The organism is Pseudomonas sp. WS 5011, assembly GCF_012985775.1.
Taxonomy (GTDB): Bacteria; Pseudomonadota; Gammaproteobacteria; order Pseudomonadales; family Pseudomonadaceae; genus Aquipseudomonas; species Aquipseudomonas peli.
The window spans coordinates 133569-159224 of the sequence record NZ_JAAQXA010000007.1; the positions used below are offsets into that span (position 1 = coordinate 133569).

A 25656-nucleotide genomic window follows, 5' to 3' on the forward strand; every position below is an offset into this window, starting at 1 on the left:
AATGGCTCACGATAGCTTGACAGGTTCCAAAATGGAACCGACTATCGAAACAGGTTCCAAAATAGAACTGATGGAGATCGCAATGAGCGAACGCAAAACAATTCTGGTCGTCGGCGCTGGTGATGCCACCGGCGGCGCCATCGCCAAACGCTTCGCCCGCGAGGGTTATGTCGCCTGCGTGGCACGACGCAACGCCGAGAAACTCGTGCCATTGGTGGCGGAGATCGAAGCGGCTGGCGGAACTGCCCGCGCCTTTGGTTGCGATGCACGCGTTGAGGAGCAGGTGGTCGAGCTGTTGGCCACCATTGAGCGCGAGTTCGGCCCGCTGCATGCGGTGGTGTTCAATATCGGCGCCAACGTGCAGTTTTCCATCACCGAAACCACCGAACGGGTCTACCGCAAGGTTTGGGAAATGGCGGCGCTGGCCGGTTTTCTCACGGGCCGTGAAGCGGCCAAGGTCATGCTGCCGCGCGGTCAGGGCACGATCATTTTTACCGGTGCCACCGCCTCTTTGCGTGGCCGCGCGAATTTCGCCGCCTTTGCCAGTGCCAAGTTCGCCCTGCGCGCATTGGCCCAGAGCATGGCCCGCGAGCTCGGCCCCAAGGGCATCCATGTCGCCCACCCGATTATCGACGGGGCCATCGACACCGCGTTTATCCGCGACACCTTTCCGCAGCTGTACCAGCTCAAGGATCAGGACGGTATTCTCAATCCCGACCACATCGCTGACACCTACTGGCAGATCCATTGCCAGCCTCGCGATTGCTGGGTGCATGAGCTGGACCTGCGGCCATGGTCTGAGACGTTCTAACGACTGCGCGCTCGCCCAATAACAAAATCTCCCAAAGGAGCATGCAATGAGCAAAACCCTGGAATTCTTTTTCGATTTCGGCAGCCCAGCCAGCTACCTGGCCTGGACCCAGGTGCCGCGAATCGCCCGCGAAGCCGGCGCGCAGCTTATCTGGCGACCGATGTTGCTCGGTGGCGTATTCAAAGCCACCGGCAACCAGTCGCCAGTGATGATCCCGAGCAAGGGCGCCTGGATGCTCAGGGACCTTGCACGCTTTGCCAGCCGCTATGGCGTGCCGATGGCCTTCAATCCGCATTTCCCGATCAACACCCTCACCCTGATGCGCGGCGCAGCCGGTTATCAGGGCAGCGAACGCTTCGAGCACTACGTGAAAACCCTCTTCGAGGCGCTGTGGGTGCAACAGAAAAACCTCAGCAAGCCTGAGGTCGTGGCAGAAGTATTGAGCAGCGCGGGTTTCGACCTGAGTGAGTTTGAGCAACTGGTCAGCGATGAAGCGGTGAAGGAACGCCTCAAGGCCACCACTGAAGAAGCGATCAAGCGCGGCGTGTTTGGCGCACCGACTTTCTTCATCGGCCAGGAGATGCACTTCGGCCAGGATCGTCTGGACTTTGTCGCCGAAGCCCTCGCGCGCTAGCCGCGCTGCTAGCTCTCCAGCAGAAAGGTCACCGGCCCGTCATTGACCAGATGCACCTGCATATCGGCACCGAACTGGCCAGTGGCAACCTGCGAGTGTTTGCCGCGGGCCTGGGTAACCAACAGGTCGAATAGCTCCGCGCCCAGCGCCGGTGGTGCGGCACTGGAAAAGCTTGGGCGCAGTCCGCTCTTGGTGTCGGCGGCCAGAGTGAATTGCGACACCAACAGCAAGCCGCCGCCACTATCGCTGAGCGACAGGTTCATCTTGCCAGCCGCATCGCTGAACACGCGGTAGTTGAGCAGCTTGTGCAGAATTTTATCGACACTGGCCGGGGTGTCCTGCGGCTCGACGCCCACCAGCGCCAGCAAGCCCTGATCAATTGCGCCAACCACCTCACCCGCCACTTCTACTCGGGCGCCAAGCACCCGTTGAATCAGTGCCTTCATGCTTCGTCCGGAGACAGGTTGAGTAGGCGCCGCGCCAGGTCGTCCGCCGCACGTACCAGGGCATCGGTAATGCCGACTTCTGCGGCCGAATGCCCCGCATCACGGATGATCTGCAGTTCGCTGTTCGGCCAGGCCTGGTGCAGCGCCCAGGCGTTGTCCAGTGGGCAGATCACGTCATAGCGGCCGTGCACGATCACCCCGGGCAAGTGGGCAATCTTCGGCATGTCGCGCAGCAGCTGATCGGTTTCGAGGAAAGCGTTATTGACGAAGTAATGGCATTCGATGCGGGCAATCGACAGCGCGCGGTGAGCGTCACTGAAACGGTCGACCACCTGCGGATTGGGGCGCAGGGTGGCAGTACGCCCTTCCCAGGTCGACCAGGCTTTGGCGGCATGCATCTGGGCTATCTGATCAGGGCCGGTCAGGCGTTTATAGAAGGCCTGTACCAGATCACCGCGCTCATCCGCTGGGATCGGCGCGAGGTAATCTTCCCAGTAGTCGGGGAACAGGCGGCTCGCCCCGTCCTGGTAGAACCACTGAATTTCCTGCGGGCGACACAGAAAGATGCCGCGCAGAATCAGCCCATGCACGCGCTGCGGATGAGCCTGAGCATAAGCCAGCGCCAAGGTCGAACCCCATGAGCCGCCGAACAGCACCCATTTGTCGATGCCGAGGTGCTCGCGGATCTGCTCCATGTCAGCGATCAGTGCCTGAGTGGTGTTGTTCTCCAGGCTGGCGTGCGGTGTGGAACGGCCGCAGCCACGCTGATCGAAGGTGACAATACGGTACAGGTTGGGGTCGAAATAGCGCCGGCTCGCCGCGTCGCAGCCGGCGCCCGGGCCGCCATGAATAAACACCACAGGCAGACCATCCGGCGAACCACTCTCGTCGACATACAGCACGTGCGGCGCCTGCACCGCCAGCTCATGACGGGCGTAGGGTTTAATCTCCGGATACAAGGTCTGCATGGCATGCTCCTGACTTGACCTGAATAATGCGCGATGTAACGTCGACGGCCTTGCGCCGAACACCCACGGGCGCAACCGCTTTAAGCTCTGCCGGGCATCATAACCATGAAAAAGGAGTTCAGCATGCCAACACGGATATTTGCCTTAGCTTTCCTACTGTTTTGCACCCTGCTCGCCGGTTGCGGTGCCAAAGATGATCCGCAGGCCGCGCTGGAAGCAGCCGTGCAACAACTGCAGGACAACCTGGAAGCGAAGAAGAACAACGTGGTACTCGACCAGCTGCACCCGCAGTTCTCGGCCCAAGGCGAATTTGACCGTGAGTGGGCGCAGCGCACCATGTTGCTGCTGTTTATGCGCCACAAGAACATCAAGGTGCTGGCCCTGAGCAAGAACAGCTACCTCGACACGACCTACAGTGAAAAAGGCCACACCGAAGCCCAGGTCGCCCTGGCCGGTGCCGAAGGCCTGATCCCAGACAGTGCACGTCACTACAGCGTGAAGATGGAGTGGTGGCTTGAAGGCGATGAGTGGAAGCTGGCACGGCTGAGCTGGCAATAAGCCGCCTACAGAAAGGCTGCGGGCGGCTAACAGAGTTACCAGTCCAAGCTGAGCCCAAGGTTAATGCCGTGCTGGCGGTCTGTAGTGCCACGGAAGTTGTAGCCTGCACTCAGCTTTAACTCATTCCCCAAAACATGCTGCACACCGAAGCTGGCCAACGTCTGTCCATTGGCTGGCGTATGCCCCTGCAGTTCGAATTGATTGCCCGACACGGAGTTAAGCCCCATTTTCAAGTCACGCCGGTCGTCCTCGAACTCGCGTTCACGGGCGACCTCGGCATACAGCTGGGTGCTGTTGCTCAATTGATAATTAAGCTGCAGGCCTACACCCAAGCGGCGACTGTCACGCTGCAGATCGCCAAAGTTGAGTGCCGTGGAACTGTTGCCCTGCTCGGCATAACCATCCACATCCACCCGTGCCAGATCGGCACTGATAAAGGGGCTGACACGCCAGTCAGTGCCGGCATTGGCCAGGTCATAACCAATTCGCGCAGACAGCGCATAGAGCTTGCCATCGGTATCGCCTTTCTCGCGGCGCTCGGCAATCCCCAGAGCAAACTGACGATTGAGGTCGCTGTAGTCCAGCAGCCCTAGACTCAGGCTGGCATCAGCCCACAGACGCTCCTTTTGGTACTGGGAAAAGGCGCTGAGCAAATAGCTACGCAGGTCGTACTCGGAATCGTTGTCGCTTTCCAATTGCTGATGCTGTAAGCCCAGCGAGAGGCCGAAGCGCCAGTTTTCATCGAAGCGGTAACTACCGCCCAGGTGGACGCCCAAGCCATCACTGTCACCACCACTCGTGGCAGCATCACGCTGAAACTGCTGACGCATGCCGCTGGCCGTGACAAAACTACGCCACTGGCCCTGAGCCTGCCAAAGGCCGCGATCTGTTTGCCACTCACTGCGCAATTGCTGCTGATGGGCATTCAGGCTGGCCATCGCCATTTCCGGCAGCAGGGACACTTCCCAGGGCGCGCCCAGTATCGAAAAAATATAATCCGCACTGATCTGTTGCACGGCTGCAGTCGGATGCACCCCGTCATTGAACATCAAGCGGTCAGGGTTGGGCGTGAGCCCTGTGATGCCCCAGGTCGGATCGGCCAGGCAACTACTGCCGCTGAAGCAGACATCAGTCTGCGCCACCAAGGGGTCGAAGCCGAAAGAGGCCAGATCAGCCTTCACCTCGGTAAGCAAACCGCGGAAATTGAGGCGAATGACATTGCCGCCCAATGCAGCCAACTGAGTACCCAACTCATCGTTGAGCAGCCCTGATGCATTCGACCAGGCCGCGCGGAAGCCGGTGGCGAAACCCGCTGGCGTCAAGCCGACGTCAGGTAGATCGGCGACGATAATGGTCCGCGCGCCTGCAGCCTGAAGAGCCGCTACCCCCGCGACCAAATCAGCCGCTGCAGCCGCAGCGCTTGCCTGGTCAGTCACAACAAACTGCAGCACATCGTTGCCACCACCATTGATGTAGAACAACGCATTGGGGTCAACGCGTGGCACATCTACCAGATACCCATTACGAGTACGACTGATGCCGCCGCCAGCATCCACCACAGAACCATTGGCCGCGGTGATCGAACTCAGGATCTGATCAGTGCGATAGCCGCCCACGGCATAGTTGGTGCCATCGGCGTTACCAGTCAGTATCTGCGGCAGAATGGGTGTCGAGGGCAGCGCCTGTAGGCCTAGCAGGGAAGCCAAACGCTGGGTGGCAACCGTATCGAAGTACTCGCTGTTATTGCCTAAGTAGTTCGGTCCAGTGCGGTTGGTAAAGCGCACCCCTCCAGTCGGGTTACCCGCCAGTAAAGGGCTACCCAGATCCGGAAACTGCCCACTGTCGCTCAAGGAATCGCCAAAAATGATCAACTGCGAATAAGGCATGGCTTGTGACGCTGCAGACAGACTCGCCAGCAGCACAGCAGCGCTCAAGGCTTTCAATGGATGACTCATGGGGTTCCCCTTCTTATTGTGATGCCCTACACAGGCAAGCGAAGGAGACTAATGAGAACCCACGCACGCGGCTCTCACCCAAACGGGTAAATAGAAAGCCTATTCAGCGGTTGAATCGCGCTATATCACCCAGGGAATAAACATTCTGCTGCGCTGCATATAGTCGCGGTACGCCTCACCAAACTGCTGCAGACACTCAGCTTCGTCGCGCTTGGCAGTCAGCCAGAGTGTCAGGCTGGCCAGCAGCGCCAGAACCAGGCTCAGGCCATTAGGTTGCTTACAGGCCACGCCCCAGGCCAGCAATAGCAGCGAGGCGTACAACGGGTGGCGGATGTGGCTGTAAATGCCGCTGGTCACCAGCTGCGAGGTGCGTTCAAAGGCAAACAGCTCGGCATCCGTGCGTTGCTCGTTCGGGCGGCCCATGCGGCGCAATTGATAAAGACCGGGAAACAGCACCAGCAGCGAAGCGAATAACAGGGCCCAGGACACCAGCTGGTGAGTGGAAAAACGGTCGACAAACCACTGTGGCACGTTGAGCACCAGTAACGCCAGGATCGCCTCCCAGGCAAAAAAACGGTAGAAGCCGTGGGACTTGGGCCGCTGCAATGCCCGCCAGGACAGCGCCACCAACACCAGCGTCCCCAGCGCAAAAGCGCCCCCTTGCAACCACGCCATAGAACCTCTCCAATTTTGCTCGCTGGCCTGCCAAACCCAGGCACTGCGTGACTTGCAGCCCCTCTGTTACACTGCCGACCTATTTACCTCGGCCGCCCGCAATGGATCGCACTCAACTGCACAGCCTGCTGCCCCATCAAGGCCCAGCTCTCTGGCTGGACGGCCTGTTGGCGCATGACAGCCTGAGCATTCAGGGCCTGAGTGCCTGGCGCTACCTAGATACCTTCGGCCCAGCGGCCTCGCCCTGCCTGCTGTTCGAGGCGGCGGCCCAGTTGTGCGCCGCGCATGGTGCCTTATACGGCGACGGCAATGCCATTGAAATGGCCCTGGTCGGCAAGCTCTCGCAGCTGCAGCTGCATCACGAGCCAGCTCAGCGCAGTGGCGCATTGCAGGTCAGCGCCCAGCAGGAGGCACTGAGCCCGGCCGGCGCGCTCTATGCCTTCAGTATCCACAGCGAAGAACAACTGCTGCTCGACGGCAAACTGCTGCTGGTGCTGATTCATGCTTGAACTGCGCAATGTCGTCCACAGCTATCCAGGCGCCAACCGCGCCGCATTGCAAGGCATCGACTTGCAGTTGCAGGCCGGCGAATGCCTGGGCCTGCTGGGCAGCAATGGCGCCGGCAAGACCACCATGCTCTCACTGCTTAGCGGCGTGCTGGCGTTGCAGCAGGGTGAGCTGCGCTGGGAAGGTCAACCCAGGCTGGGCCTGGTGCCGCAGCAGCTGGCCTTCTATGCCGGGCTCAAGGTAGGCGAGAACCTCGAACTGTTTGCCGACCTGTATCGCCTGCGCGGTGCTGAACGCCGTCAGCGTCTACAACAATGCATCGATATTTGTGCACTGGAAGACAAGCTGACGCGGCGCAGCGAGCAGCTGTCCGGCGGCGAACAGCGGCGGCTGAATTTTGCCATCGGCTTGCTGCAACCGGCTGACCTCTATCTGTTCGATGAAGCCACCGTGGGCGTCGACGCCGCGAGTCGCCAACAGTTGCTGGCAGCCGTCGAGCAGCTGACGGCCGACGGCAAGGCGGTGATCTACACCAGCCATTATCTGGAAGAAGTCGAACGGGTCGCCCAGCGCATTCTGCTGCTGCACGAAGGCCAGGTGCGCCTGGATCTGGACAAACGCCAGCTGCTCGGCGACGACCACGGCCTGCTGCTGGAATGGCCGGACGCTGCGCCCACAGGTCTGAGCGAACTGCTCGCACACCTGCAACTGAGCGCCGAAGTGCTGCCCAAGGGTCTACGTCTCGCAGCACTGAATGGCCAGCAGCTGCTGGCCATTACAGAATTTGTCGCCGCCCAGGATGGCCTGCCCAACCTGCTGCGCTTCGGCCGCCCATCGCTCGAGCAGCTCTATCTGCGCCTTAACGGAGGCCGGCTATGAGGCTCTGGACAGGGCTCCTGGCATTGGCGCGCAAGGAAGTGCTGTTGCTGCTGCGCGACCCCCATGCGCTGGCCGTGCTGTTCATCATGCCGACGCTGTTTCTGCTGCTGATGGCCGGGGCCATGTCCAGCTATATGCAGGATAAACCGCCCGCACTGCGCCTGATTATCGAAGCGCCGCAGGACGACGCCAGCCAGTTCTTCCGCGACGCCCTGCAGGCGCAACTGGCGGACAGCACGCTGCTCACAAACAGCGACGAACGTCTGGCCCGGGTTCGCCTGCCCGCAGACTTCACCGACACGCTGCTGGACAGCCCGCATCAAGGGCCGAGCCTGAGCTACCCGGCACAGTTCGACAAACTCTCACGCCAGCGCCTGCACAGCGCGGTGAGCATCGCCTTGGCGCAGACCCGGCTGCTGGCCTATCTGGAAGACAGCGGCGTAGTTGATGCCGAACTCAGCCGTGCTGAGCGTTTGAAACTGGTGCAGCAGCGCACTCAGAGCCAGATCAATGAACAGGAACAACTGGCCAGCGGCGACCTCAGCGGCCGCGCCAATGCCACCCAACTGAGCGTGCCGGCCTGGCTGATCTTCGGCATGTTCTTTGTGATGCTACCGATGGCCGGTGGCTTTCAGCGCGAACAACAAAGCGGCACCCTGCTGCGCCTGCGCTGCCTGGGGCTGAACCTTGGCACCCTGGTATTGAGCAAACTGCTGCCGTACTTCGCCATCAACCTGCTGCAGTTCGCTCTGCTGCTGAGTATTGGCGTCTACGGCCTGCCACTGCTTGGTCTGCCGGCGCTTAGCCTGCCCGGTAGCGCCATGGCGTATCCGCTGCTGGCCATCAGTGTGGCGCTTGCCACCTGCAGTTTGGGCCTGTTGCTCGCCGCGTTGGCGCGCAGCAGCGAACAAGCGCTACTGCTCGGCGGCGGCATCAATATCCTGCTGGCCGCAATTGGCGGGATCATGGTGCCGAAAAGTGTGATGCCGGCGGCCATGGCCCAACTGGCGGAAATCTCCCCCATGAGCTGGGCGCTGGACGCCTTCCTCACCCTGCTGGTGGGCCACGGCTCACTGGCCGACATCGCCCCCTACTGCGCGCGCCTGCTGCTGTTTGCAGCCGTATGCGGCATGGCTGGGCTGCTTCTGTTCACCCGACGAGTACAGCGCACGCAATGGACCACTCACTACTAGAACAACAACTCAAACAACTGCTGATTCGCGAGTGCGACAAGGAAGACGATATCGACTGGCAAAGCATCAGCGATGACGAGCCACTGTTCGGCGGCAAAAGCCGTATTGCCATGGACAGCCTGGATGCTCTGCAAGTGTCCCTGGCGCTGCAGCAGCACTACGGCGTGCGCATTGAGGGCGCCAAGGATGGACGGCGCATTCTCGGCAGCATTTCCAGCATTGCCGCCTACATCAGGCAGCAGCAGTGACCCCCATCTACCTGCAACGCGCGGCCCTGCACTGCGCCCTGGGTGATGATCTGCTCAATGCCGCCCAGGCCCTGCAACGCGGCCAGGCGCCTCAGGGGGAGCCCTTCGTACTGCATGAAGTGCAGGAGCCGCGCACGTACCTCTACGCGGCTAACACTGGCGAAAGTCTGAGTGAGCGCCTGGATCGCCTGCTGGCTGAGACCCTCGGCGTCCCACCGCAAACGCTCGACGACTGCCTGCTGATTGTCGCCAGCACCAGCCTGGATATCAGTGAGCTGGAAGCCCTGACCACCGAACGCCAGAGCTTTTGCCCAGATGACTCAACATCCCTCGACCTGCTGGCCCACCAACTGCGCCAGCGTTGGGGGTTTGCCGCGGCCTTTACCCTGAACACCGCCTGCACCAGCGCGGCTAATGGCCTGTTGTACGGCGCCCGCCTGATCAACGCAGGCCAGTATGCCCGCACCCTGGTGCTGAGTTTCGAGACACCCAGCGCCATCGCTATGCAGGGATTCGGCGCGCTGATGCTGACCAGCCCCAGCGGGCAATACCGCCCCTTCCACCCTGAACGCGACGGCCTTTTGCTGGGCGAAGCCTATGCCGCGGCGCTGCTCAGCCGCGAACCCGGTGACGCACCGCTGGCGCGCCTGCTCGGCGGTTTCAGTGCGTGCGACACCAGCAGCCTGACCACCACTCGCGAAGATGGCAGCCATATCCACTGGGTCATGCAACAGGCGCTCAACAGTGCCGGCTGCTCGGCGGCGCAGATCAATCTGGTGAAACTGCATGGCACCGCCACCAGCGCCAACGATGAAGCCGAAAGCAACGGCATGCGCCGGCTGTATAGCGAACAGATGCCGGCCCTGAGCCTGCTTAAACCCTGGCTCGGCCACACCCTGGGGGCCTGTGGCCTGAGTGAAAGCCTGCTGTTGCTCAAAACCCTGCAGCTGGGCGCACTTCCAGCCGTGGACTACGCCAACGAAGCCCTGCTGCCCTTTAGCGCAGAACCGCAAGCCTTGGCGGCCGACAGCCTGCTGCTGGCCAACTTCTTCGGTTTTGGCGGCAATAATGCCAGCCTGGTTTTACAAGGCTGCGCCCAGGGAGATTCAGCATGCCGATAATCGCTGCCTGTGAGATCCACGGCCTGGCCAGCATGGATGATAAACAGCTGAAGACCGCCCTCGGGCAGTGGCTTGACAGCCCGCCACGGCGTATCGACCGGCTGATTCTGCAATGCCTGCTGGCCGCCGCGCCGCTGAAACCCCAGGTGCGCCGCAATTGCGGCCTGTACCTGGCTTCGGCGCACCCGGCGCGAGCCACCATGGGCGCGTTGCTGGAGGCCGTGTGCGTACAACACAAGCAGCCCAAGCCTTTCGAGTTTGTGAACAGCGTGAGCAATGCCGCCGGCTTTCATATCGCCCAACAGCTGAGCATCGAGGGGCCAAACCTGTTTATCGGTGCTGGCGCACAGGTCTGGATGCAACTACAGGCCCTGGCCAATCTGGATTTGCAGGACGGCCTCATCGAGCAGGCGTTGCTGCTGGTCTGCGATGAGCACGGGGATTTTTGTGTGCAGGCGGTGCTGCTTGAAGGTGCAACTGCTGGCGCTTACGCCAACAGTTTTGCCGAGTTAAGTGCAGATACCGAGGTGCTGCGTATCAAGCTGTAAGGCGGATGACGCCGCGTTCATCCACCAGCGGCGTTGAACAGTGGATCGATACAGCGCGATCCACCCTAGCGTTTGCTCCAGGCCGCCAGCTCTTTCATCAACCCGCGTTCCTGCAGGGCAATGCCACGCAGACTCTCGGCGATGGGCGCAAAGTTGGGCGTCTCGCCCTTGTTGCGGCTGGCGCGCACGCAAGCAGAGGCAAACTGACGCCACTGGTCGCCGATGGCGGTCAGCTGCGCTGAAGCTTCCTGCAGGTTGTTGTCGCCCAGCTTCTCGCCAGCTTCCTGCAAAAAGCTTGCATACATAAAGCGAAAACCCGCGCCGCCGGTGCCGATTTCTTCCTGCATGCGCACGATATGGGTCAGGTACAGGCGGTTGTACTTGCTCTGCGCGGGATCGAGTTTGTCGATCTGCTTGGCCAGGTGCTGAATACCGCGAATACCGATCCACGGCAGCGGCATGCCATCGAGAATCCGTGTGGTGGACAGCACGCTCTGGCGGATCAGTTTGTTCCAGTCCTGCTCCAGCGGCACATCATCGAGCCAGTACATCAGCCCCTTGGCGGCCAGCGCCCCTTTGGCAAAACGCGCCTTCTGCAGGTCTTCGGCGGCGCAGCGCACGGGCGCTTCGAACACCGGATCGCTGATCAGGTAGTCATTGCCCTCGCGGCCATAGGCCAGCAGGTTGTGCGCATTGAAGTGAAAACGCATCTCCGACGGGAAATACGGCAGCCAGAACACCGAACTCTGCAGCCCGGCCAGACGGCCACTGTCCAACGCTGCATCCAGTTCACGTCGGCCCTGCTCGGGATCGCCGAAGGTGCGCGTGTGCAGCTTCGCTCCCAGGCGTTTGCTCAGGGTCTTGATCAGGTGCTTAGGCGGCATGCGGTAGGCAATCAGCGGCATGCCGCTGAGTTTGACGATCGGCAGGTAGGCAAACGCCAGGCCCGAGGCCAGGCCGAACGCCATCGGCTCGCTCATCGGCAAACCGGCATGGGTCAACAGACTGGCCATCACCCCGCTTTCGCAGTGGGCGCTCTGTTGATGCTGAAAACTGCTCATGCCAAATCCTTTTGATAGATGATCAGCTGCTCAACAGGCAGGCCGAAGGCGTCCGCATAACGCGCCAGGATGGCTGCCGACAGTGTCTTGTAAATCGCCGGACGAAAGTGCCGCCGAATACGCCACTGCCACAGCCCAGTAATCTGCGCCAACGCTGGCTCATCCAGGCGGTAGCGGTACATCAGGCACTTCAGCGGCGACAGCTCGCCGCGCTGCCAGCCAGCCTCGGCCTCGGCTTCCTGCTCCTGCAGTTCGGCTACGGCCAGCTGGGTGGCAAAAGCTTCCGGCTCCCAGCCATCGCTCTGCGCGCCCTGGTAATGGCCGCTGGCATCCACGGCATAAACCAGCTTGCAATGGCCGCCGTAAGTGGAGCTGTGGTCCTGAGGAACCTCATCGAGCTTCATGTGTTGTCACCGTCCTGGCCAACCACTGTCAACTGCATAAAGGCGCTGGAGAAGCGCCCACTTTCCGGCACATAGCAGAGCAAACGCTGGCCGCTGCGCAGGCTACCTGAATTGAACAACTCATCAAGCATGATAAAGATCGACGCGGCGCCGGTATTGCCCTTACGGGTCAAGTTGGTAAACCAACGTTCCTGCGGGATTGGCAAGCCGGCATTGGCCAGGCCTACGGAGAGGCGCTCGCGAAAGAATTCGGAGGAATAGTGCGGGAGGAAATAATCCACCGCATCGGCCTGCAGCTCGCGGCGCGCCATGATGCGCTTCAGCGTCTCTTCCACGGTGTATTTGACGATGTTGTCGTTCAGCAGTTTGACATCCTGCTTGATCGCCATCAGCGAGCGGCGGTTGCGCTCGCCGCCGTCATAGCGGCTCCAGCCCTGCAGCTGGCCGTCGACCATTTCCGCGCCGGCATACATGCACGGCGGCATCTGATCGGCAAAGGAGAAGATGTCGATCCAGTCGATGCGCAGGCTCAGGCCTGTGCGGTTAGGCTGGCCTTGCAGCAGCACGGCACCTGCGCCATCGGAGAGCATCCAGCGTAGAAAGTCCTTCTCGAAGGCAATTTCCGGGTGGGTTTCCAGCTCGTCGAGGCGGCTCTCGTACTCGGCGTTGAAATTGCTTGCCTGCATCAGGGTCGACGCTACTTCCGAGCCGCAGGCTACGGCGTTGCGGCTTTCGCCACTGGCCACGCTCATCCAGGCGTATTTCAGCGCGGTCATGCCGCACAGGCAAATACCGGCGGTGGACACCACTTCGCACGGCGGATTGCCCAGCTCGCCTTGCACCATCACCGCATGACCAGGCATGACCTGATCCGGCGAGGCACTGCTGGCCACCAGACAATCGAGGTCATTCAACTGGAAATCGCCACCGAGCAAGCCACGAATCGCTGCCGCGCTGACCTGGGCATTGTTCATGCTCGGTGCGCCGGTCTGCGGGTCGATCACATAGTGGCGCTGAACAATGCCATTGCTGCGCAAAATCAGCTTGCGCGCCCGCGAGGGTTTGCCGCCGACCAGGCCCAGGCGTGCTTCCATCTGCTCGTTGTCGACCGGCTCATGGGGCAGGAATGCGCTGATGCGGTTGATATATACAGGTTGTACCACGGGACTTCCTCGGGTCACTTAGGGTGCCTCTAAAAACGTAAGCGAGGCAGTCAGCGCAAGGCGAAAACAGGAGAAAAAGCGCAGTTTACGTGCGGTAAATGAGCATTTTGAGCCTGTTTTCAACGCAGCGATGACAACGCAGGTAGTTTTTAGAGGCTCCCGTCACTCGCCAGACGGGCCGGCAAAGTAAGCCTTCTCACGCTGGGTGCGCTCTTTTAACAGCGGCGCCAACAGTTTTTTAAGCAAGGCACTGAGTGGCACGACCGTGACAATCAGGCACAACAGAAAGACGATATACACCACCAGCCCGGCGCCACGCCGACGGCTCTGCTGCGGGCCTAACGCCGCCAGCAAGCGGCTCCATAACTGGAAGCTGCGATTGCCGACCCTCTCGCTGGCGATCAGCTTTTCATCAATTCGCACGGCACCGAGGCCGCGGAGCATCGGTTGCGCAATCGGTAGGCTGTCAGCCGTTAAGCGTTGCCTCATGGCCACGCCAAAGCGGCTGGCGGAGCTAATTTGCGCCTCATCGATACCGGCGCGCGGCACCCAGCTGTAGGGCTTCTGCCGTCCGGTAAACAGCCACAAGGGCGTTGCTAGAAAGCTCGCTGCTGTTCCGCAAGCGTCCGTCAGGGCGATATTGTCCACCAGCCGCGCGCCCAGTTCAGTGAGCTGCTTCTTGACCTTCTCTTGAGCCATCAGCCACATGTTGCGGCAGCCGATCAGCGTCACCACCGGCGTGTCCTTGAGCAGCTTCGCCGCCTCAGTGGAAGCCAGGAAAGCCGTCATCGGCTGCGAGGGCGACAAGAACCACACCTGATAGGCGAGGATCACTAGGTCATAACGCTTGTTCGCATCGACCGCCAACGGCAGCAATGGCTGCGGGCGCATCAACACGGTTTCCGGAAAAATCCGGAAAAAACCGAGAAACGGCCAAGGAAACGGGTAAGGTTGCGCGGGTTGCAGCGTGAGAAAATCCAGCTGAATATCGCGGCATTGCTGTAAAGGTCCGCATACCGACTGTGCCAACCTGTCTAGCTGGCCGGTTTGCGAAAAATGAACGATCAAGACCTGACGCATCGCCAGCCACTTCCTGCGAAATGCCCGGATTATGCCACAGAGAATTCTTCAAACCGTAAAGAAGGCCGGCTATCAGACTGGCCTTTTGCTGCTACTGGTCAGCTCAGCGGCCCAGGCTGGCGACATCTTGGTCACAGTCGGCGGCATACAGGCCACAGGCCCCGTGTACGCAGCACTGGTGAGCGGCGAACAAAACCGCTGGCCCGAACAACCACTGCGCCAGCAACGGAGTGACGACGGCGAGCTGCGTTTGGATAACGTGCCGCCCGGCCGCTATGCCATCCAGGTGTTCCAGGACAGCAATGGCAACGGTCTGCTCGACCAAGGCCGACGGGGCATTCCACTTGAGCCGGTGGGTTTATCCAGCAACCCACCGCTGTTCAATGGCAAACCGACCCCGGCTGATAGCGTGTTTGAGCACGGCACGGCGGACACTCAGTTGCATATCCGCCTGCAGAGCCCGAAAGCCAAGCAATAAGCGGCGCTTAACGCTGCAAGGCCATCTCGGCATCCGTCCGCCGCCAGATGAGTGCGCGAGTGTCGTAGCCACGGCTGCGCGCTTCCTCAAGCAGAGTGGCGCGACGTTGCGCACTGATGTCCTGATCGCGCGTCAGCAGCCAGAGGTACTCGCGATTGGGGTGCCCAACCAGCGCAGTCTGGTAATCGTCATCCAGGTACAGCACCCAATACTCGCCCTTGGTCAGCCCTGGCAGCAGGGTGCTGGCCCAGTTGTCGAAACGCACCCAGAGCTTATTGGTTTCGCCCGGCACCTGCGCCACGGCCTGACCTTGCACCTGCTGCACATCGCCGTCATACGTGCGGCAACGATTGGTCACGCCAATCGCGCCGTCATCCTGCAGCGTATAGAGCGCTTCAGACTGCGCGCAGTTGCGCTGAAAGAACATCGGCAAACGCGCCTGCTCGTACCAAGTGCCTTGGTAACGCTGCAGATCGACCTGCTCTACCGTCTTTGGCGGCACCACGCCCGTGCCGGAGTTGGCGCAACCCACCAACAACGCCGCTGCGGCCAACGCCGCCAACAGGCGCATCACTTCAGCCCCTTGCCGGAGAACATCATGACCTTGTCGCCGGCGTACTGGACGCTGATAAAGCGCTGCTCATCGCCCCAGGTGCAGCTGGACATACCCAACGCGCCGGCGCATTCGCCTGGACTGCCCAGCAGGCTCTCAACCTCATCCTTGCTCATGCCCGCCTTGAGCTGGGTGTAATTGTCCTGATTGATCTTGTTGCAGGCGGCCAGCAGCAGGCAACCGGCGAGTAGTGCGACGACACGCAGAGACATGGGGAAACTCCTGAGGAAAGAACCAAGACCAGCTTGGCATAGCAATACCGAGCATGCCTGCTTGGATGCTAGAAGCGCGAGCCAGGTTCCAACAGGAAGGCAGATTCCTCGGCGCTGGAGGTACGCCCGAGAATCACGTTGCGATGGGGAAAGCGGCCAAAACGCGCGATTACTCGCTGATGGCGCTCGGCAAAATCCAGATAACCGGCAAACAGCTCGCGTTCGGCCGTAACGGCTTGCTCAAGTAAAGCCTCAAACAGCTGCACAGCCTGATCCTGCAGCGCCAGCTCTTCGGCGTGTTCCAACACCAGGTAGGTAAATACCCGCTGGATTGGTGGCAGTTGCTGATCCCAGCACTGGGCCAGCCCGTGCAGGGCCAACGGTCGAGCCAGCAGATCCCCAGCAAAAGCGCGCGGGGTATCGCGAAAGATCATCCGTGGCAGCTGATCGAGCAACAGCAAGTTTGCCAGCCAGCCTTCAGGTTCGTGCTGCCAGTCTTGCAGCTGGTTACTCAGAGCCTGCTCAACCAGCCCACCAAACTGCTCGCGCGCCTGGTCATCCTGGCTGTCCTGCTTGCCGAACCACAGCGCAGTACGACTGGCAGCCACCTCGGCAGCCGTCACGCCAGCGCCGCAGCCGGCAGCACCGAACCACCAGTCGAGTAACGGCTGCCAGGGCGCGTTCATCGCTTACTCGCGGTGATAGGCGCTGATGCGCAGCACTTCTTCCTTGGAACCCAGGAAAACGGCGACGCGCTGGTGCAGGGAAGTCGGCTGAATATCGAGAATGCGCTGGGTGCCGTTGGTGGCCACGCCGCCAGCCTGCTCGATGATCATCGACATCGGGTTGGCTTCGTACATCAGGCGCAGCTTGCCCGGCTTCTCAGGCTCGCGGCTGTCGCGCGGGTACATAAACACGCCGCCACGGGTCAGGATGCGATGCACGTCGGCCACCATCGAGGCAATCCAACGCATGTTGTAATTCTTGCCCAGCGGGCCTTCTTCGCCCGCCAACAACTCGCTGACATAGCGCTGTACCGGCGCTTCCCAGTGGCGCTGGTTGGACATGTTGATGGCGAATTCCTTGGTCGACTCCGGCACCTTGATGTTGTCGTGGGTCAGCACAAAGCTGCCCAGCTCACGGTCCAGGGTAAAGCCTTTAACGCCATCACCAAGGGTCAGCAGCAGCATGGTTTGCGGACCATAGATCGCGTAACCAGCCGCCACTTGCTCGGTACCCGGCTGCAGGAAGGCTTCCTCACCGAGGTCGCCTTCATCACCATTACGATCCGGGCAACGCAACACCGAGAAGATGGTGCCGACCGAAACGTTGACATCAATGTTGCTGGAGCCGTCCAGCGGATCGAAAACCAACAGGTAAGCGCCTTTCGGGTACTTGCCGGGAATCTGGTAGGCATTGTCCATTTCTTCGGACGCCATGCCGGCCAGGTGACCGCCCCACTCGTTGGCTTCCAACAGGATTTCGTTGGAAATCACGTCGAGTTTCTTCTGCACCTCGCCCTGCACGTTCTCGGTGCCCATGCTGCCCAACACGCCGCCCAGTGCACCCTTGGATACCTGATGGCTGATTTCCTTACAGGCCCGTGCGACCACTTCAATAAGGAAACGCAGATCGGCCGGGGTGTTGTTACAACGGGTCTGCTCGATCAGGTAGCGGCTGAGGGTAACGCGGGACATGGATGGCTCCGGGAAGGAAGAAAAATCGCGCGCAGTTTACCCTTTTAGCGGGGAAAGCGCTTTAGCACTGGATGGAAGGAGTTGCCGGACCATCAGGCCAGACTGCAGACCCTATTGCGCCCCGCATGCTTGGCTTGATACAGCGCGTCATCGGCTACGTGCAGCAATTCATCGAGCACCAAGCCTTGCTCCGGCCACAGCGCCAGGCCGGCCGAGAGGGTCACATAACGTGCGCCCCCGCGCGTTGGCAAGGGGTGTGCGGCCAAATCACGGCAGATGGTTTCTAGACGCGCGCGGGCCTCATGGGCATCGGCACGCGGCAGGATCAGCAGGAACTCTTCGCCACCAATACGGAATACCGCGTCCGAGCTGCGCAGATTCTCCAGCAGGTGCTGGGCCACGCCTTTGAGCACGTCGTCGCCTTCGAGGTGGCCATGCTCGTCGTTAAGCTGTTTGAAATGATCCAGGTCGATCAGAGCCAGAGAAATCGGCGTGCGCTCGCGCTGTGCGACGGCCAACTCGCGGGTAAAAAACTCATCCAGATAACGCCGATTGTAAAGCCCGGTCAGCGGGTCACACAGCGCCTGTTCCTGCAGTTGCTCATGCAGGTTGGTGATGGTGCGCAGGCGCTCTTCGCTGAGTGCCAGGGCTTCGGCCAGTTTTAACTCACTGAGGTGGCGCTGAGTAACATCACGCAGGTAGAGCATCTGCCCGAGCACCACGGTGCCGCGATGGGTCACCCGCTCGATGGCGCGAATACGCACTTCGAAATACCGCGCCGAGTTGGCCAAGGTCAACAGGCGGTCATGCTCACCTTGTTCCTGCTGACTGAGCAGCTGCTGCAAATCTGCCCCGAGAATCGGCCAATCCTCCAATTGCCGGCCCTGCCAGCCGCTGCGCAGGTTGGCGAGCTTCAAGGCGGCTGGATTGGCCTCGATCACGCGCAATTGCGCATCAACCACCAGCACCGGATCGAGCAAGGCATCCAACAGGAGGTGACGGGCCACCGGCAGCAGGTCAAACAACCTTACGCCAACGATCAACCAGGCAAACGCCACCAGGGTAAAGGCAAAACTGAAGGGCGTCGGGTCGAAGCCAAAGAGCATCCAGCCAAACACCACATAACTGATATTGGCAACCCAGGGCACCGCCGTGACGAAGACAAACGCCAGGTAATGACGGCGATGCACGCCATAACTGACGATGGCTGCGCGCAGCACCACCCCCATGCAGAAGGTCATAAACAGGTAGACGTAAGCAGCAGCGGCGTAGAACAGCGGCCCGTGCTGATAGCGAATCGGCGCGCCTGGTTCATCGCTCAGTGGCGCCGTACCCGCGCCGTAGAACAGGCCGTGCCAGGGGTTGCTCAGGGCCATCAGCCAGATCAGCACCGGCACCACGGCCAACCCCAGGGTACTACGCAGCGGCAGCGGTTGACGCACGCTGTTGACGTATTGCCAGAGGAAAATGGCCCAGAAGGTGGGCACCACCAGAATGCCCGGCCAGGCCATGGTGGCCCAGAACACTTTGCACTGTGGGCCTTGCGCAGCCATTTCCAGGCTGGCGGCAATCATCCACCAGAGGCTCGCCAAGTGCAGCACGATAAAGCTCTCGCGCCCTGGGAAATAGCGCTGCCGCGTGACCCAGCGGGCCAGCAAGAGCACCCCGACGCACACCAGACCGGTGAGAATGACCGGGGCGCTGAGCGCCCAGCCAGAATTACCGCAGGCATTCATCGGGTAGGTTCTGCCGAAAGAAGCAGCTGAGCGAATCGGTCAGAGCGACCGCGAAAACGCACAGGCGCGCCCACAAGACGGGGCAAAGTCGAGATACGCAAGGGCCTTCCTGACCTCAAACGCTAATCAATTTAAGGTGCCAACCATACTGCAAAAATCGTTAGCCAGCTGGCCTTTATTTCACCAACAGTCGCTATTCAGCACTCGGCCGGCGCAACAGGCTGACCGCCATCAGCGCCAATAAGCCCACCCCAAGTAACAGCACCAGCCACAAACCCCAGCGTTTCCAGTCACTCTCACCCGCTGCGGCCTGCTCTTGCTGCACCAGACTCTCAGCCTGCAACTGCGCCTCAGCTATACCCAGCTGCTGCAGGCGCTGTGGCTCATAACCCGGAATCAGAGTGGTCAGCGGCAAAGCCGCCGACTGCGCTCCCGCTCGCCCCAACGCCAGCCGATAAGGCGGGCTGCCACGTTGGAGGAACACCAGCTGGGTGGCGCGCACCGCCACCTTTATCTGTGGCGGCTCGACACCCAAACCGCCGCCACGCTCATCCACCTGTAAACGCAGCTGCTGTACCGGCCAGCCCGGCAAGAGCAATTCGTCCTGACGGATTTCCGCACCATTTTCCGGCAACCGGTACAGCAGGCCCTGCGCCAGTGATTGCCAAGCGCCCTTGGCTTCATGGCGACCACTGACGCGAATCGGCGCCAGGCTATTGGCCTGACTGAGTTCGACATGCAGACGCTCCAGGGGCAAGGCCAAGGGCAACTGCCACTGGTATTCGCCATCCGGGCTGCGCGTTGCTGCCAGCGGCTGTGACCACACCAGCGGCGCGGGCACGCTGTCACTGCGTTGACTGAGCAGACTCGCGGCCGTCAGCTGCGGCGCCTGTTGCGGGCTTTGCCAGAGCAGACGCACATAGCGCGCCTTAAGCCCTGGCAGCTCGACCTGGCGCTGCTCGACACGCTCACCATCAAACGACAGGCGCGCCAGCTGGCCACTGCCCCAGGACTGCCAGTCTTGCAGGTCATCACTGGCCTCGATGCTGAAGCGCTGAAAACCGTCCTGAGCGCCGCTCCAATCCAGCTGCAAGCGCACCAGCGGCTCGTCCATTGCGCTGGCATCCAGCAGCCAGCCGCGCAGCAGAGCCGGCTTGGCGGCTGCATCTGGCTCATCAAGCAGCTCGATCAAGGTGCCGCTGGTACTGCGCTGTACCCGCAAACTTGGCGAGGCCGCGTTGTCGCCCTGTTCGGCGTACAGCGGAAACCACTTCACCGCCTGCTCCTGCTGGCTGTCGCGCGACTCGCCCTGCCCTGCCACCAAGGCGTAAGCCAGTGCTTGGGCTTCGGCGTTAAACACCCGCAGATCACGCAAATCGCCATAGCGCGCAGCGAAATGCAGTGCCATCGGCACATCCAGGCGATACCAGGGGCCTTCGCCACTGAGGCTCAGCGGTAATTGCACGGCATAGTCGCCTGGCTGCTCCTTCGCCAAGGCTGACGCGCTGCACAGCAGGCTGAGCAAAATAGTGCTGATTAAACGACTGATCATGCTGGCTCCTGCGGCTGATCCGCATCCGCTTTGCGTGCTGGCAAGGGCGCAAAATAGCCCACCACCAACAGCAATACACCCACCCCGATAAACGACACGATGCGCTCCAGGCCACCGCGATTACCCAGCTCGACGAAGAACAGCTTGGCCACCACCAGCGCGATCAGCGCCGCGCCAATCAGCCACAGCTCGCGACGGCCAAGGCGATTGCCGAGGACCATCAACGGCAGCGCGATCAGCGTCCAGACAATCGACAGCCCCGCCTGCACCAGCATCGAATCAAGCAGCGCATCCAGTTGATAAGGCACGCCACCCCAATGATGTGCGGTGCGCATCACCATGGCAGTCAGCAACGCGAACAGCGAGGCGCCCGCCACGCCCTGAGTCAGCCACTGACTGCGCAGACTCTCGACACACAGCTCGGCCAGCCCCAGGCGCGCCCAGGCGAATACCGCGCCAAGGGCAAACAGCAGGCCCAGCTCCAGCGGGTTGAGCAGCGGCAGATAGGCCAGCGGTTCAGCCTCCCCAGCGCTGACGACATTGGCCAGCCAGAACCAGCCGAGCATCAGCAGCGCCAACGGCGCCGACGCCAACACGCGGTATTCGCGCGGATAAGCGGCCACCGGCCAAGGCCAGCGACGCGGCAGCGCCATCAGCCAGAGGTAGGCGCTCGGCAGCAGCGCCCAGCCCAGCCAACGCCAGGCGTTGTAATGCTCCGACAGTGCCAGCAGCAGGTAACGCAACTCCAGCGCCAGCACGCCCAGCAGCAACCAGCAGCCGAGTACATGGGCAGCGCTCAGCGCCCCCGCCGGCAACTGCGCAGCCAAGCGACGCAGCGCCCAGAAGTGCACGGCGAACAGCAGCGTCCAGGCCAGCCAGCCGAACTGCGCAGCGGGGTGATAGTGCAAGTGCCAGGCATGCAGCAGTACCACACCGGCCAGCGGCGTCAGCAGGCAGCACAGCAACGCCAGTTCGGCCCAGCGTGTACGCGGCGCGAGGAAAGCCGCCAGGGCGACGCTGGCCGCCAACACAACAAGCAAGGTACTGCTCTGCCACTCAGGCGTCACAAAGCGCAGCACTTCGCTGCTCAGCGCCAACGCCCACCATGCTGCGCCCCACACTAGTAGCAGTTGCGCCAGACCAAGCAAACTGAAATTGCCAAGAGCGCTAGGCCCCTCGCGCCGCGCCAGCTGCTGCAAACGCCAGGCGCCGACCAACGCGGCGACACCCAGCACCAGCGGCGTCCAGAAATCCATATGCGCCAGTGGGCGAATGCCCTCGGTCGACAGCAGCCCAAACAGCAGCGGGCTGACCGCAAGGAACACCAGTCCCGCCAGCACCTGCAACAGCAGACCGAAGATAAAACTGGCGCGCTGCTGCAAGTGCAGACTGAGCCAGATAATCAGCAGCCCGCTGCCGCCCCACACCGCACTGGCCGTGGCCCACGGCAGGACGAACAGCACCGCCAGATTGAGGAACACCAGACCCACCAGCAGCACCACGGATAGCCCGCGCAGCAGACGACGGTCGTTACCCACCTGCGGATCGCGCGCGGCCAGCAGCATGCCGGCGATCAGGCCGAAACCGATCAAGGACGAAGTCAGCAAGCCCTGCCAACCAGCAGAGAAGCCGCCCATGCCGGTGGCCACATTGCCGGCCATGTCCAGCATAAACACCACCCCACCTAGCAACTGCACAGCAAAGGCGCTGAACAGAAAGCTCGGCGCCTGAATACGCAAACCCAGCCACAGCGTCAGCAGACCGGCCAGCGCCCAGCTGATCGCCGTGCCCTGGGCGGCAAACAGCAGTGGTGCAAGCAGATAGAGAAACGCCAGCCCGGCGCAGGCCAGTACCGGCAATCCGCGCACCTCCCAGCTGCTGGCGTATTGCGTGTTCTGGCGCAGCTGCCAGTAACTGAACAGCAAAGCCACGCCGAGCATCAACGCACCCAACGGCGCACCGTCCAGCAGCGTCAGTTCACCGCCACGTAAGCCGATGACGAACGCCAGCGCCGCGCCCACCTGCAGCAGCAGGGCGAATGCCCGTGCCAGGCTGCGTTGCTGGCGCAGGCCGAGCCAGAAGATGCCCGCACCTTCCACCGCCCAGGCGGCCGAAGTCCAGCGCGCATCAAGGCCCAAGGGAATCGCCAAACTGCCGAATACCACGCCCAACGCAAGGCAGGTTTCCACCAGCAACACGGCACGATCACCGGTGCGACCGACCAGCAGCCGCGCCAGCAGCAGGTAGAACAAGCCCAGCGCCAGCGCACTGAACGCTGCGGCAAACTCGATGTGTTGCACCAGCGCAAACTGCAAACCAAAGCCCACCAGCGGCGGGCCGAACAGCACGGTGGCGTCGATGTAGTCGCCTTTGCGTGCGGCCCAGCGCAACAGTTCATCGCGGTCCTCAGGCGCATCCAGGGCTTCACGCAGCTTGCGCCGGGCAAACAGCAGGCCGATGGCCACATACATCAGGAAGAACAGAATCAGGAACGGCTCGGTGCTCCACAGCAGCTCTGGTTTATAGGAGCGAATGCCCCAGGCGAAGCCGATGCCGAAGGTGCCGACAAAGCCGATCAGGTTGAGCAGCCGCCAAGCCTTGAACCAGGCAATGGCAAAGATCCCGGCATTGAGCAGGGCGAAGTAACTGAACAGCGCCACATGGTTGCCACTGCCCGTGCTGGTCAGGATCGGCGCGGCGAAACCACCCAACGCCGCTGCAGCCGCCAGGCCCAGGGCATCCTGTTTGACCGCCAGAATCGCCGAAAAAACCGTGACCAGCACCAGCAGACCCAGCGCCACGCCAGGATCCAACAGCGGGTGTAAGCGCATCGCGGCAAACACCGTCAGATACAGCACGGCAACGCCGGTGCCTTGCAGCATCAGGGCATAGTTCGGGTTACGCAGACGCAACCACCAACCGAGGCCGAGCAAGGCCACCGCACTGGCGGCGACACTGGCGTAGCGAAATTCCACCGGCACCACCACACCTTCGGTGGCGTAGCGCAATAGGAAGGCCAGACCGAGAAACAACAGCACCACACCGACGCGCAGCACCGTATTGCCGCCCAGTAACCAGTCCTTGGCCGCAGTGAAGCCCCGCTCAAGCAGCGTTGGCTGACGCGGTTCGGCAGGTTTCCAGGGGGTCGCGGGCGGCGGTTTTATCGGCGCGGCGTCTGCGGGTTGAGGCGAAGCCTGCATGGCCATGACAGGTTCGGGAGCGACTTCGGGTAGGACAAAATCCAGGGTCCAATCCAGTTCAGGCTGGGCCGCTTGGGCACTGACGATAGGTTCAGGTGCAGGCTCGGCAACGGAGCTGATCGGTTCCGAAACAGGCGGTGCCTCGGCAGCTGGCGTGGCAGCCTGCTCAAACTTGAGCAAGCGCTCATACAGCGCCGCAGTGCCTTGCTCGAAGCGCTGCGAAAACGCCTTGAGCTGCGCTGTCAGCGCAGCATTCTCGCGCGCCAAACCCTGCAGTTTGAGCGCCTGGCCAAGGCCCAAGCCTATCAGAGCGCCCAGCAGTGATGCCGTCAGCGTCTCATCCGCCAACGCCCCAAGCACCAACCCCACCAGCATGAAGATCCATTGCATGCAGCGCGTTCCTATATCAGCTAAACCCGAACATCCTGTTGCCCGGCACCCGGCGCACACTGCGCAGCAGTATAGGAGCCCGACCGGTACATACCCAGAGAGACGCATGCCGCACGCATCACAGCACAACAAGAAACTCGGGGCGACGCTGCCGCACAAACGATGACCAGCCGGCAGATAGTCATTCACAAACGCCGCCAGGCCGCTATCATCGCGCGCCGAACCACTGATGCATGCCTGCCCCGATGAAAAACAACCTGATTGCCGCCGCCGAACTCGACCGCCTGGAAACCTGGGCCAAATACACAGCTGATATGTGCCACAGCTGCATGTCCAGCTGCTGCACGCTGCCGGTCGAAGCGCGCCTGAATGACCTGATTCGCATTGGCGTGGTCGATGAGTTCGAACGCAGCGAGCCGCTGAAGAACATCGCCAAGCGCCTGCAGAAAGACGGCATCGTCGAACGCTTCCATCAGAAGTCGGGCATCTTCACCCTGACCCGCATGAGCAACAACGACTGCTACTACCTCGATCGTAAAACCCGCCTGTGCACCATCTACGAGAAGCGCCCGGACACCTGCCGCAACCACCCAAAGATCGGCCCACGTCCCGGCTACTGCGCCTACAAGCCGAAGAGCTAAGCAACAGCATTGAGCTGCCGCGACGCCTCGGGCAAGCTGGCAGGCATGCACAACGCCGACTTCCCCGATGACGCCCAACAGACCGAGCGCACCCGCGCCACGGTGATGCGCTATCACTACAGCTGGAAAGACCGCGACCTCGACGCGGTGATGGCGCTGTATCACCCGGATATCCAGTACCATGACTTTTTCCAGCAGCGCTGCATGGGCTTTGCCGAGCTGCGCGACTACGTGCGCAACAACCTGCCGCGCCAGCCCGGTGAAGCGCTGGAGCACACCGACCGCATCCGCATCGACGGCCATACCGCGTTTATCCAGTACCGCATCAGCCTGCACGGTAGTGGCGGCCTGCTGGCGTTCCGCACCGGCGAGGCGATTACCGTGCGTGACGGGCTGATCTGGCGCATCCATGAATACGCCACGTTGATGCGCGAAGAACGCGAGCTATCCTCTAGCGCTGACTCCCGCCCGGCCCTTAGCCGCCTCGGCCTCAGTGCCCGCCAGCTGGGGCTGTTGGCGCAGGACCTGGAAGACTACATGCAGCGCGCCCAGGCTTACCTCGACCCGCAACTCAGTTTGCCGCAGGTCGCAGCCGCCACCGGCTACAGCCGCAACCAGATCTCCCACCTGCTCAACCAGGTGCTCGGCCAGAGCTTCTACCGCTACATCAACCAGAAGCGCCTGCAGCACCTGCTGGCGGGGCTGGACGCCGGCAACGACCTGCTCCGCATCGATGAGCTGGCCTTCGCCGCTGGGTTCAATTCGCTCTCGGCTTTCTACAGTTGCTTCCGCCGGCACACCGGCTTGTCGCCCAAGGCCTACCTCAAACAAATTTCCTTGCGGGCACGCACACAAGACAAGCCCTGATCGACCTCCTAGTCTCTGC

General features: G+C 61.6%; 27 protein-coding genes. 12 read left to right on the plus strand and 15 right to left on the minus strand.

Annotation, left to right across the window (positions count from 1 at the left end; genetic code table 11):
- Nucleotides 1-82 precede the first annotated feature (82 nt).
- Together HBN63_RS10095 and HBN63_RS10100 are read left to right on the plus strand one after the other, a co-directional pair.
- On the plus strand, nt 83-811 hold the full coding sequence (locus HBN63_RS10095; protein WP_170049319.1) for an SDR family oxidoreductase: 729 nt from the start codon (nt 83-85) through the stop codon (nt 809-811).
- A 46-nt stretch (nt 812-857) separates the two neighbouring features.
- Nucleotides 858-1445 carry a 2-hydroxychromene-2-carboxylate isomerase gene (locus tag HBN63_RS10100; RefSeq protein WP_170049320.1) on the plus strand — a complete coding sequence of 196 codons (588 nt, stop codon included), beginning with the start codon at nt 858-860 and terminating at the stop codon, nt 1443-1445.
- 8 nt (nt 1446-1453) lie between these two features.
- Here the strand turns inward: HBN63_RS10100 and dtd are convergent, their stop codons facing one another.
- The gene (gene dtd / locus HBN63_RS10105; protein ID WP_170049321.1) at nt 1454-1891 is read right to left on the minus strand and encodes a D-aminoacyl-tRNA deacylase; all 438 of its coding nucleotides are present in this window, start codon (nt 1889-1891) and stop codon (nt 1454-1456) included.
- On the minus strand, nt 1888-2859 hold the full coding sequence (gene pip / locus HBN63_RS10110; RefSeq protein WP_170049322.1) for a prolyl aminopeptidase: 972 nt from the start codon (nt 2857-2859) through the stop codon (nt 1888-1890). The genes dtd and pip overlap by 4 nt, the downstream gene beginning before the upstream one ends.
- A 123-nt stretch (nt 2860-2982) precedes the next feature.
- Between pip and HBN63_RS10115 the strand changes: the two genes are divergently transcribed.
- The gene (locus HBN63_RS10115) at nt 2983-3417 is read left to right on the plus strand and encodes a hypothetical protein (RefSeq protein ID WP_170049323.1); all 435 of its coding nucleotides are present in this window, start codon (nt 2983-2985) and stop codon (nt 3415-3417) included.
- A gap of 35 nt (nt 3418-3452) precedes the next feature.
- Here the strand turns inward: HBN63_RS10115 and HBN63_RS10120 are convergent, their stop codons facing one another.
- Both HBN63_RS10120 and HBN63_RS10125 read right to left on the minus strand, forming a co-directional pair.
- Entirely contained in the window at nt 3453-5372 is a 1920-nt protein-coding gene (locus tag HBN63_RS10120; protein WP_170049324.1) for an autotransporter domain-containing SGNH/GDSL hydrolase family protein, read from the minus strand.
- A gap of 120 nt (nt 5373-5492) precedes the next feature.
- Entirely contained in the window at nt 5493-6047 is a 555-nt protein-coding gene (locus HBN63_RS10125; RefSeq protein WP_170049325.1) for an isoprenylcysteine carboxylmethyltransferase family protein, read from the minus strand.
- A gap of 101 nt (nt 6048-6148) precedes the next feature.
- On the opposite strand from HBN63_RS10125, the gene HBN63_RS10130 reads away from it, so the two are divergent.
- The 6 genes from HBN63_RS10130 to HBN63_RS10155 are packed head-to-tail and all read left to right on the plus strand — an operon-like array spanning nt 6149 to nt 10543.
- The gene (locus HBN63_RS10130; protein WP_170049326.1) at nt 6149-6556 is read left to right on the plus strand and encodes a beta-hydroxyacyl-ACP dehydratase; all 408 of its coding nucleotides are present in this window, start codon (nt 6149-6151) and stop codon (nt 6554-6556) included.
- Nucleotides 6549-7433, plus strand: a complete 885-nt coding sequence (locus tag HBN63_RS10135) for an ABC transporter ATP-binding protein (RefSeq protein WP_170049327.1) — start codon at nt 6549-6551, stop codon at nt 7431-7433. Before HBN63_RS10130 ends, HBN63_RS10135 begins: the two co-directional genes overlap by 8 nt.
- Entirely contained in the window at nt 7430-8626 is a 1197-nt protein-coding gene (locus HBN63_RS10140; protein WP_170049328.1) for an ABC transporter permease, read from the plus strand. Before HBN63_RS10135 ends, HBN63_RS10140 begins: the two co-directional genes overlap by 4 nt.
- On the plus strand, nt 8608-8874 hold the full coding sequence (locus tag HBN63_RS10145; protein WP_170049329.1) for an acyl carrier protein: 267 nt from the start codon (nt 8608-8610) through the stop codon (nt 8872-8874). Before HBN63_RS10140 ends, HBN63_RS10145 begins: the two co-directional genes overlap by 19 nt.
- The gene (locus HBN63_RS10150) at nt 8871-9995 is read left to right on the plus strand and encodes a beta-ketoacyl synthase N-terminal-like domain-containing protein (protein WP_170049330.1); all 1125 of its coding nucleotides are present in this window, start codon (nt 8871-8873) and stop codon (nt 9993-9995) included. Before HBN63_RS10145 ends, HBN63_RS10150 begins: the two co-directional genes overlap by 4 nt.
- Nucleotides 9986-10543 carry a hypothetical protein gene (locus tag HBN63_RS10155; RefSeq protein ID WP_170049331.1) on the plus strand — a complete coding sequence of 186 codons (558 nt, stop codon included), beginning with the start codon at nt 9986-9988 and terminating at the stop codon, nt 10541-10543. Before HBN63_RS10150 ends, HBN63_RS10155 begins: the two co-directional genes overlap by 10 nt.
- A gap of 65 nt (nt 10544-10608) precedes the next feature.
- Here the strand turns inward: HBN63_RS10155 and HBN63_RS10160 are convergent, their stop codons facing one another.
- The 4 genes from HBN63_RS10160 to HBN63_RS10175 all read right to left on the minus strand — a co-directional run bounded on the left by HBN63_RS10160 (nt 10609) and on the right by HBN63_RS10175 (nt 14251).
- Nucleotides 10609-11604 carry a BtrH N-terminal domain-containing protein gene (locus tag HBN63_RS10160; RefSeq protein WP_170049332.1) on the minus strand — a complete coding sequence of 332 codons (996 nt, stop codon included), beginning with the start codon at nt 11602-11604 and terminating at the stop codon, nt 10609-10611.
- Nucleotides 11601-12008 (minus strand): hypothetical protein, encoded by a 408-nt coding sequence (locus HBN63_RS10165; protein ID WP_160089708.1) that lies wholly within the window; start codon nt 12006-12008, stop codon nt 11601-11603. The genes HBN63_RS10160 and HBN63_RS10165 overlap by 4 nt, the downstream gene beginning before the upstream one ends.
- Nucleotides 12005-13171: a beta-ketoacyl-ACP synthase III gene (locus HBN63_RS10170; RefSeq protein ID WP_170049333.1), complete on the minus strand. Its 1167-nt coding sequence runs from the start codon at nt 13169-13171 to the stop codon at nt 12005-12007. The genes HBN63_RS10165 and HBN63_RS10170 overlap by 4 nt, the downstream gene beginning before the upstream one ends.
- A 162-nt stretch (nt 13172-13333) precedes the next feature.
- Nucleotides 13334-14251, minus strand: a complete 918-nt coding sequence (locus tag HBN63_RS10175; protein WP_170049334.1) for a dialkylrecorsinol condensing enzyme — start codon at nt 14249-14251, stop codon at nt 13334-13336.
- Between the two features lie 31 nt (nt 14252-14282).
- Between HBN63_RS10175 and HBN63_RS10180 the strand changes: the two genes are divergently transcribed.
- Nucleotides 14283-14729 (plus strand): DUF2141 domain-containing protein, encoded by a 447-nt coding sequence (locus HBN63_RS10180; RefSeq protein WP_170049335.1) that lies wholly within the window; start codon nt 14283-14285, stop codon nt 14727-14729.
- Nucleotides 14730-14736: 7 nt separating this feature from the next.
- On the opposite strand, the gene HBN63_RS10185 is transcribed toward HBN63_RS10180, so the two are convergent.
- From HBN63_RS10185 to HBN63_RS10215, 7 genes are all read right to left on the minus strand, one after another.
- Complete coding sequence (locus HBN63_RS10185; RefSeq protein WP_170049377.1) at nt 14737-15300, minus strand: lipocalin family protein; 564 nt, start codon at nt 15298-15300, stop codon at nt 14737-14739.
- The gene (bamE, locus tag HBN63_RS10190) at nt 15300-15554 is read right to left on the minus strand and encodes an outer membrane protein assembly factor BamE (protein ID WP_090254847.1); all 255 of its coding nucleotides are present in this window, start codon (nt 15552-15554) and stop codon (nt 15300-15302) included. Before bamE ends, HBN63_RS10185 begins: the two co-directional genes overlap by 1 nt.
- Before the next feature lie 68 nt (nt 15555-15622).
- Nucleotides 15623-16240 carry a DUF924 family protein gene (locus HBN63_RS10195; RefSeq protein ID WP_170049336.1) on the minus strand — a complete coding sequence of 206 codons (618 nt, stop codon included), beginning with the start codon at nt 16238-16240 and terminating at the stop codon, nt 15623-15625.
- A 3-nt stretch (nt 16241-16243) separates the two neighbouring features.
- Nucleotides 16244-17251, minus strand: coding sequence for a class 1 fructose-bisphosphatase (locus HBN63_RS10200; protein WP_160089719.1), 1008 nt, complete (start codon nt 17249-17251; stop codon nt 16244-16246).
- Nucleotides 17252-17343: 92 nt separating this feature from the next.
- Nucleotides 17344-18987: a histidine kinase N-terminal 7TM domain-containing protein gene (locus HBN63_RS10205; protein WP_170049337.1), complete on the minus strand. Its 1644-nt coding sequence runs from the start codon at nt 18985-18987 to the stop codon at nt 17344-17346.
- A 193-nt stretch (nt 18988-19180) separates the two neighbouring features.
- Nucleotides 19181-20539, minus strand: coding sequence for a DUF3999 domain-containing protein (locus HBN63_RS10210; RefSeq protein ID WP_170049338.1), 1359 nt, complete (start codon nt 20537-20539; stop codon nt 19181-19183).
- Nucleotides 20536-24129: a DUF2339 domain-containing protein gene (locus HBN63_RS10215; protein WP_170049339.1), complete on the minus strand. Its 3594-nt coding sequence runs from the start codon at nt 24127-24129 to the stop codon at nt 20536-20538. The genes HBN63_RS10210 and HBN63_RS10215 overlap by 4 nt, the downstream gene beginning before the upstream one ends.
- A 245-nt stretch (nt 24130-24374) precedes the next feature.
- Here HBN63_RS10215 and HBN63_RS10220 point away from each other — a divergent pair, with 245 nt between their 5' ends.
- Nucleotides 24375-24770 (plus strand): YkgJ family cysteine cluster protein, encoded by a 396-nt coding sequence (locus tag HBN63_RS10220; RefSeq protein ID WP_090254835.1) that lies wholly within the window; start codon nt 24375-24377, stop codon nt 24768-24770.
- 45 nt (nt 24771-24815) lie between these two features.
- On the plus strand, nt 24816-25637 hold the full coding sequence (locus tag HBN63_RS10225) for a nuclear transport factor 2 family protein (RefSeq protein WP_170049378.1): 822 nt from the start codon (nt 24816-24818) through the stop codon (nt 25635-25637).
- Nucleotides 25638-25656: the final 19 nt, after the last annotated feature.

Excerpts from the sequence above, each read along its gene's own strand:
- HBN63_RS10095 (WP_170049319.1), top strand. The coding sequence starts at position 83 with ATGAGCGAACGCAAAACAATTCTGGTCGTCGGCGCTGGTGATGCCACC.
- HBN63_RS10100 (WP_170049320.1), top strand. The coding sequence starts at position 858 with ATGAGCAAAACCCTGGAATTCTTTTTCGATTTCGGCAGCCCAGCCAGC.
- dtd (WP_170049321.1), bottom strand. The coding sequence starts at position 1,891 with ATGAAGGCACTGATTCAACGGGTGCTTGGCGCCCGAGTAGAAGTGGCG.
- pip (WP_170049322.1), bottom strand. The coding sequence starts at position 2,859 with ATGCAGACCTTGTATCCGGAGATTAAACCCTACGCCCGTCATGAGCTG.
- HBN63_RS10115 (WP_170049323.1), top strand. The coding sequence starts at position 2,983 with ATGCCAACACGGATATTTGCCTTAGCTTTCCTACTGTTTTGCACCCTG.
- HBN63_RS10120 (WP_170049324.1), bottom strand. The coding sequence starts at position 5,372 with ATGAGTCATCCATTGAAAGCCTTGAGCGCTGCTGTGCTGCTGGCGAGT.
- HBN63_RS10125 (WP_170049325.1), bottom strand. The coding sequence starts at position 6,047 with ATGGCGTGGTTGCAAGGGGGCGCTTTTGCGCTGGGGACGCTGGTGTTG.
- HBN63_RS10130 (WP_170049326.1), top strand. The coding sequence starts at position 6,149 with ATGGATCGCACTCAACTGCACAGCCTGCTGCCCCATCAAGGCCCAGCT.
- HBN63_RS10135 (WP_170049327.1), top strand. The coding sequence starts at position 6,549 with ATGCTTGAACTGCGCAATGTCGTCCACAGCTATCCAGGCGCCAACCGC.
- HBN63_RS10140 (WP_170049328.1), top strand. The coding sequence starts at position 7,430 with ATGAGGCTCTGGACAGGGCTCCTGGCATTGGCGCGCAAGGAAGTGCTG.
- HBN63_RS10145 (WP_170049329.1), top strand. The coding sequence starts at position 8,608 with ATGGACCACTCACTACTAGAACAACAACTCAAACAACTGCTGATTCGC.
- HBN63_RS10155 (WP_170049331.1), top strand. The coding sequence starts at position 9,986 with ATGCCGATAATCGCTGCCTGTGAGATCCACGGCCTGGCCAGCATGGAT.
- HBN63_RS10160 (WP_170049332.1), bottom strand. The coding sequence starts at position 11,604 with ATGAGCAGTTTTCAGCATCAACAGAGCGCCCACTGCGAAAGCGGGGTG.
- HBN63_RS10165 (WP_160089708.1), bottom strand. The coding sequence starts at position 12,008 with ATGAAGCTCGATGAGGTTCCTCAGGACCACAGCTCCACTTACGGCGGC.
- HBN63_RS10175 (WP_170049334.1), bottom strand. The coding sequence starts at position 14,251 with ATGCGTCAGGTCTTGATCGTTCATTTTTCGCAAACCGGCCAGCTAGAC.
- HBN63_RS10180 (WP_170049335.1), top strand. The coding sequence starts at position 14,283 with ATGCCACAGAGAATTCTTCAAACCGTAAAGAAGGCCGGCTATCAGACT.
- HBN63_RS10185 (WP_170049377.1), bottom strand. The coding sequence starts at position 15,300 with ATGCGCCTGTTGGCGGCGTTGGCCGCAGCGGCGTTGTTGGTGGGTTGC.
- bamE (WP_090254847.1), bottom strand. The coding sequence starts at position 15,554 with ATGTCTCTGCGTGTCGTCGCACTACTCGCCGGTTGCCTGCTGCTGGCC.
- HBN63_RS10195 (WP_170049336.1), bottom strand. The coding sequence starts at position 16,240 with ATGAACGCGCCCTGGCAGCCGTTACTCGACTGGTGGTTCGGTGCTGCC.
- HBN63_RS10200 (WP_160089719.1), bottom strand. The coding sequence starts at position 17,251 with ATGTCCCGCGTTACCCTCAGCCGCTACCTGATCGAGCAGACCCGTTGT.
- HBN63_RS10205 (WP_170049337.1), bottom strand. The coding sequence starts at position 18,987 with ATGAATGCCTGCGGTAATTCTGGCTGGGCGCTCAGCGCCCCGGTCATT.
- HBN63_RS10210 (WP_170049338.1), bottom strand. The coding sequence starts at position 20,539 with ATGATCAGTCGTTTAATCAGCACTATTTTGCTCAGCCTGCTGTGCAGC.
- HBN63_RS10215 (WP_170049339.1), bottom strand. The coding sequence starts at position 24,129 with ATGCAATGGATCTTCATGCTGGTGGGGTTGGTGCTTGGGGCGTTGGCG.
- HBN63_RS10220 (WP_090254835.1), top strand. The coding sequence starts at position 24,375 with ATGAAAAACAACCTGATTGCCGCCGCCGAACTCGACCGCCTGGAAACC.
- HBN63_RS10225 (WP_170049378.1), top strand. The coding sequence starts at position 24,816 with ATGCACAACGCCGACTTCCCCGATGACGCCCAACAGACCGAGCGCACC.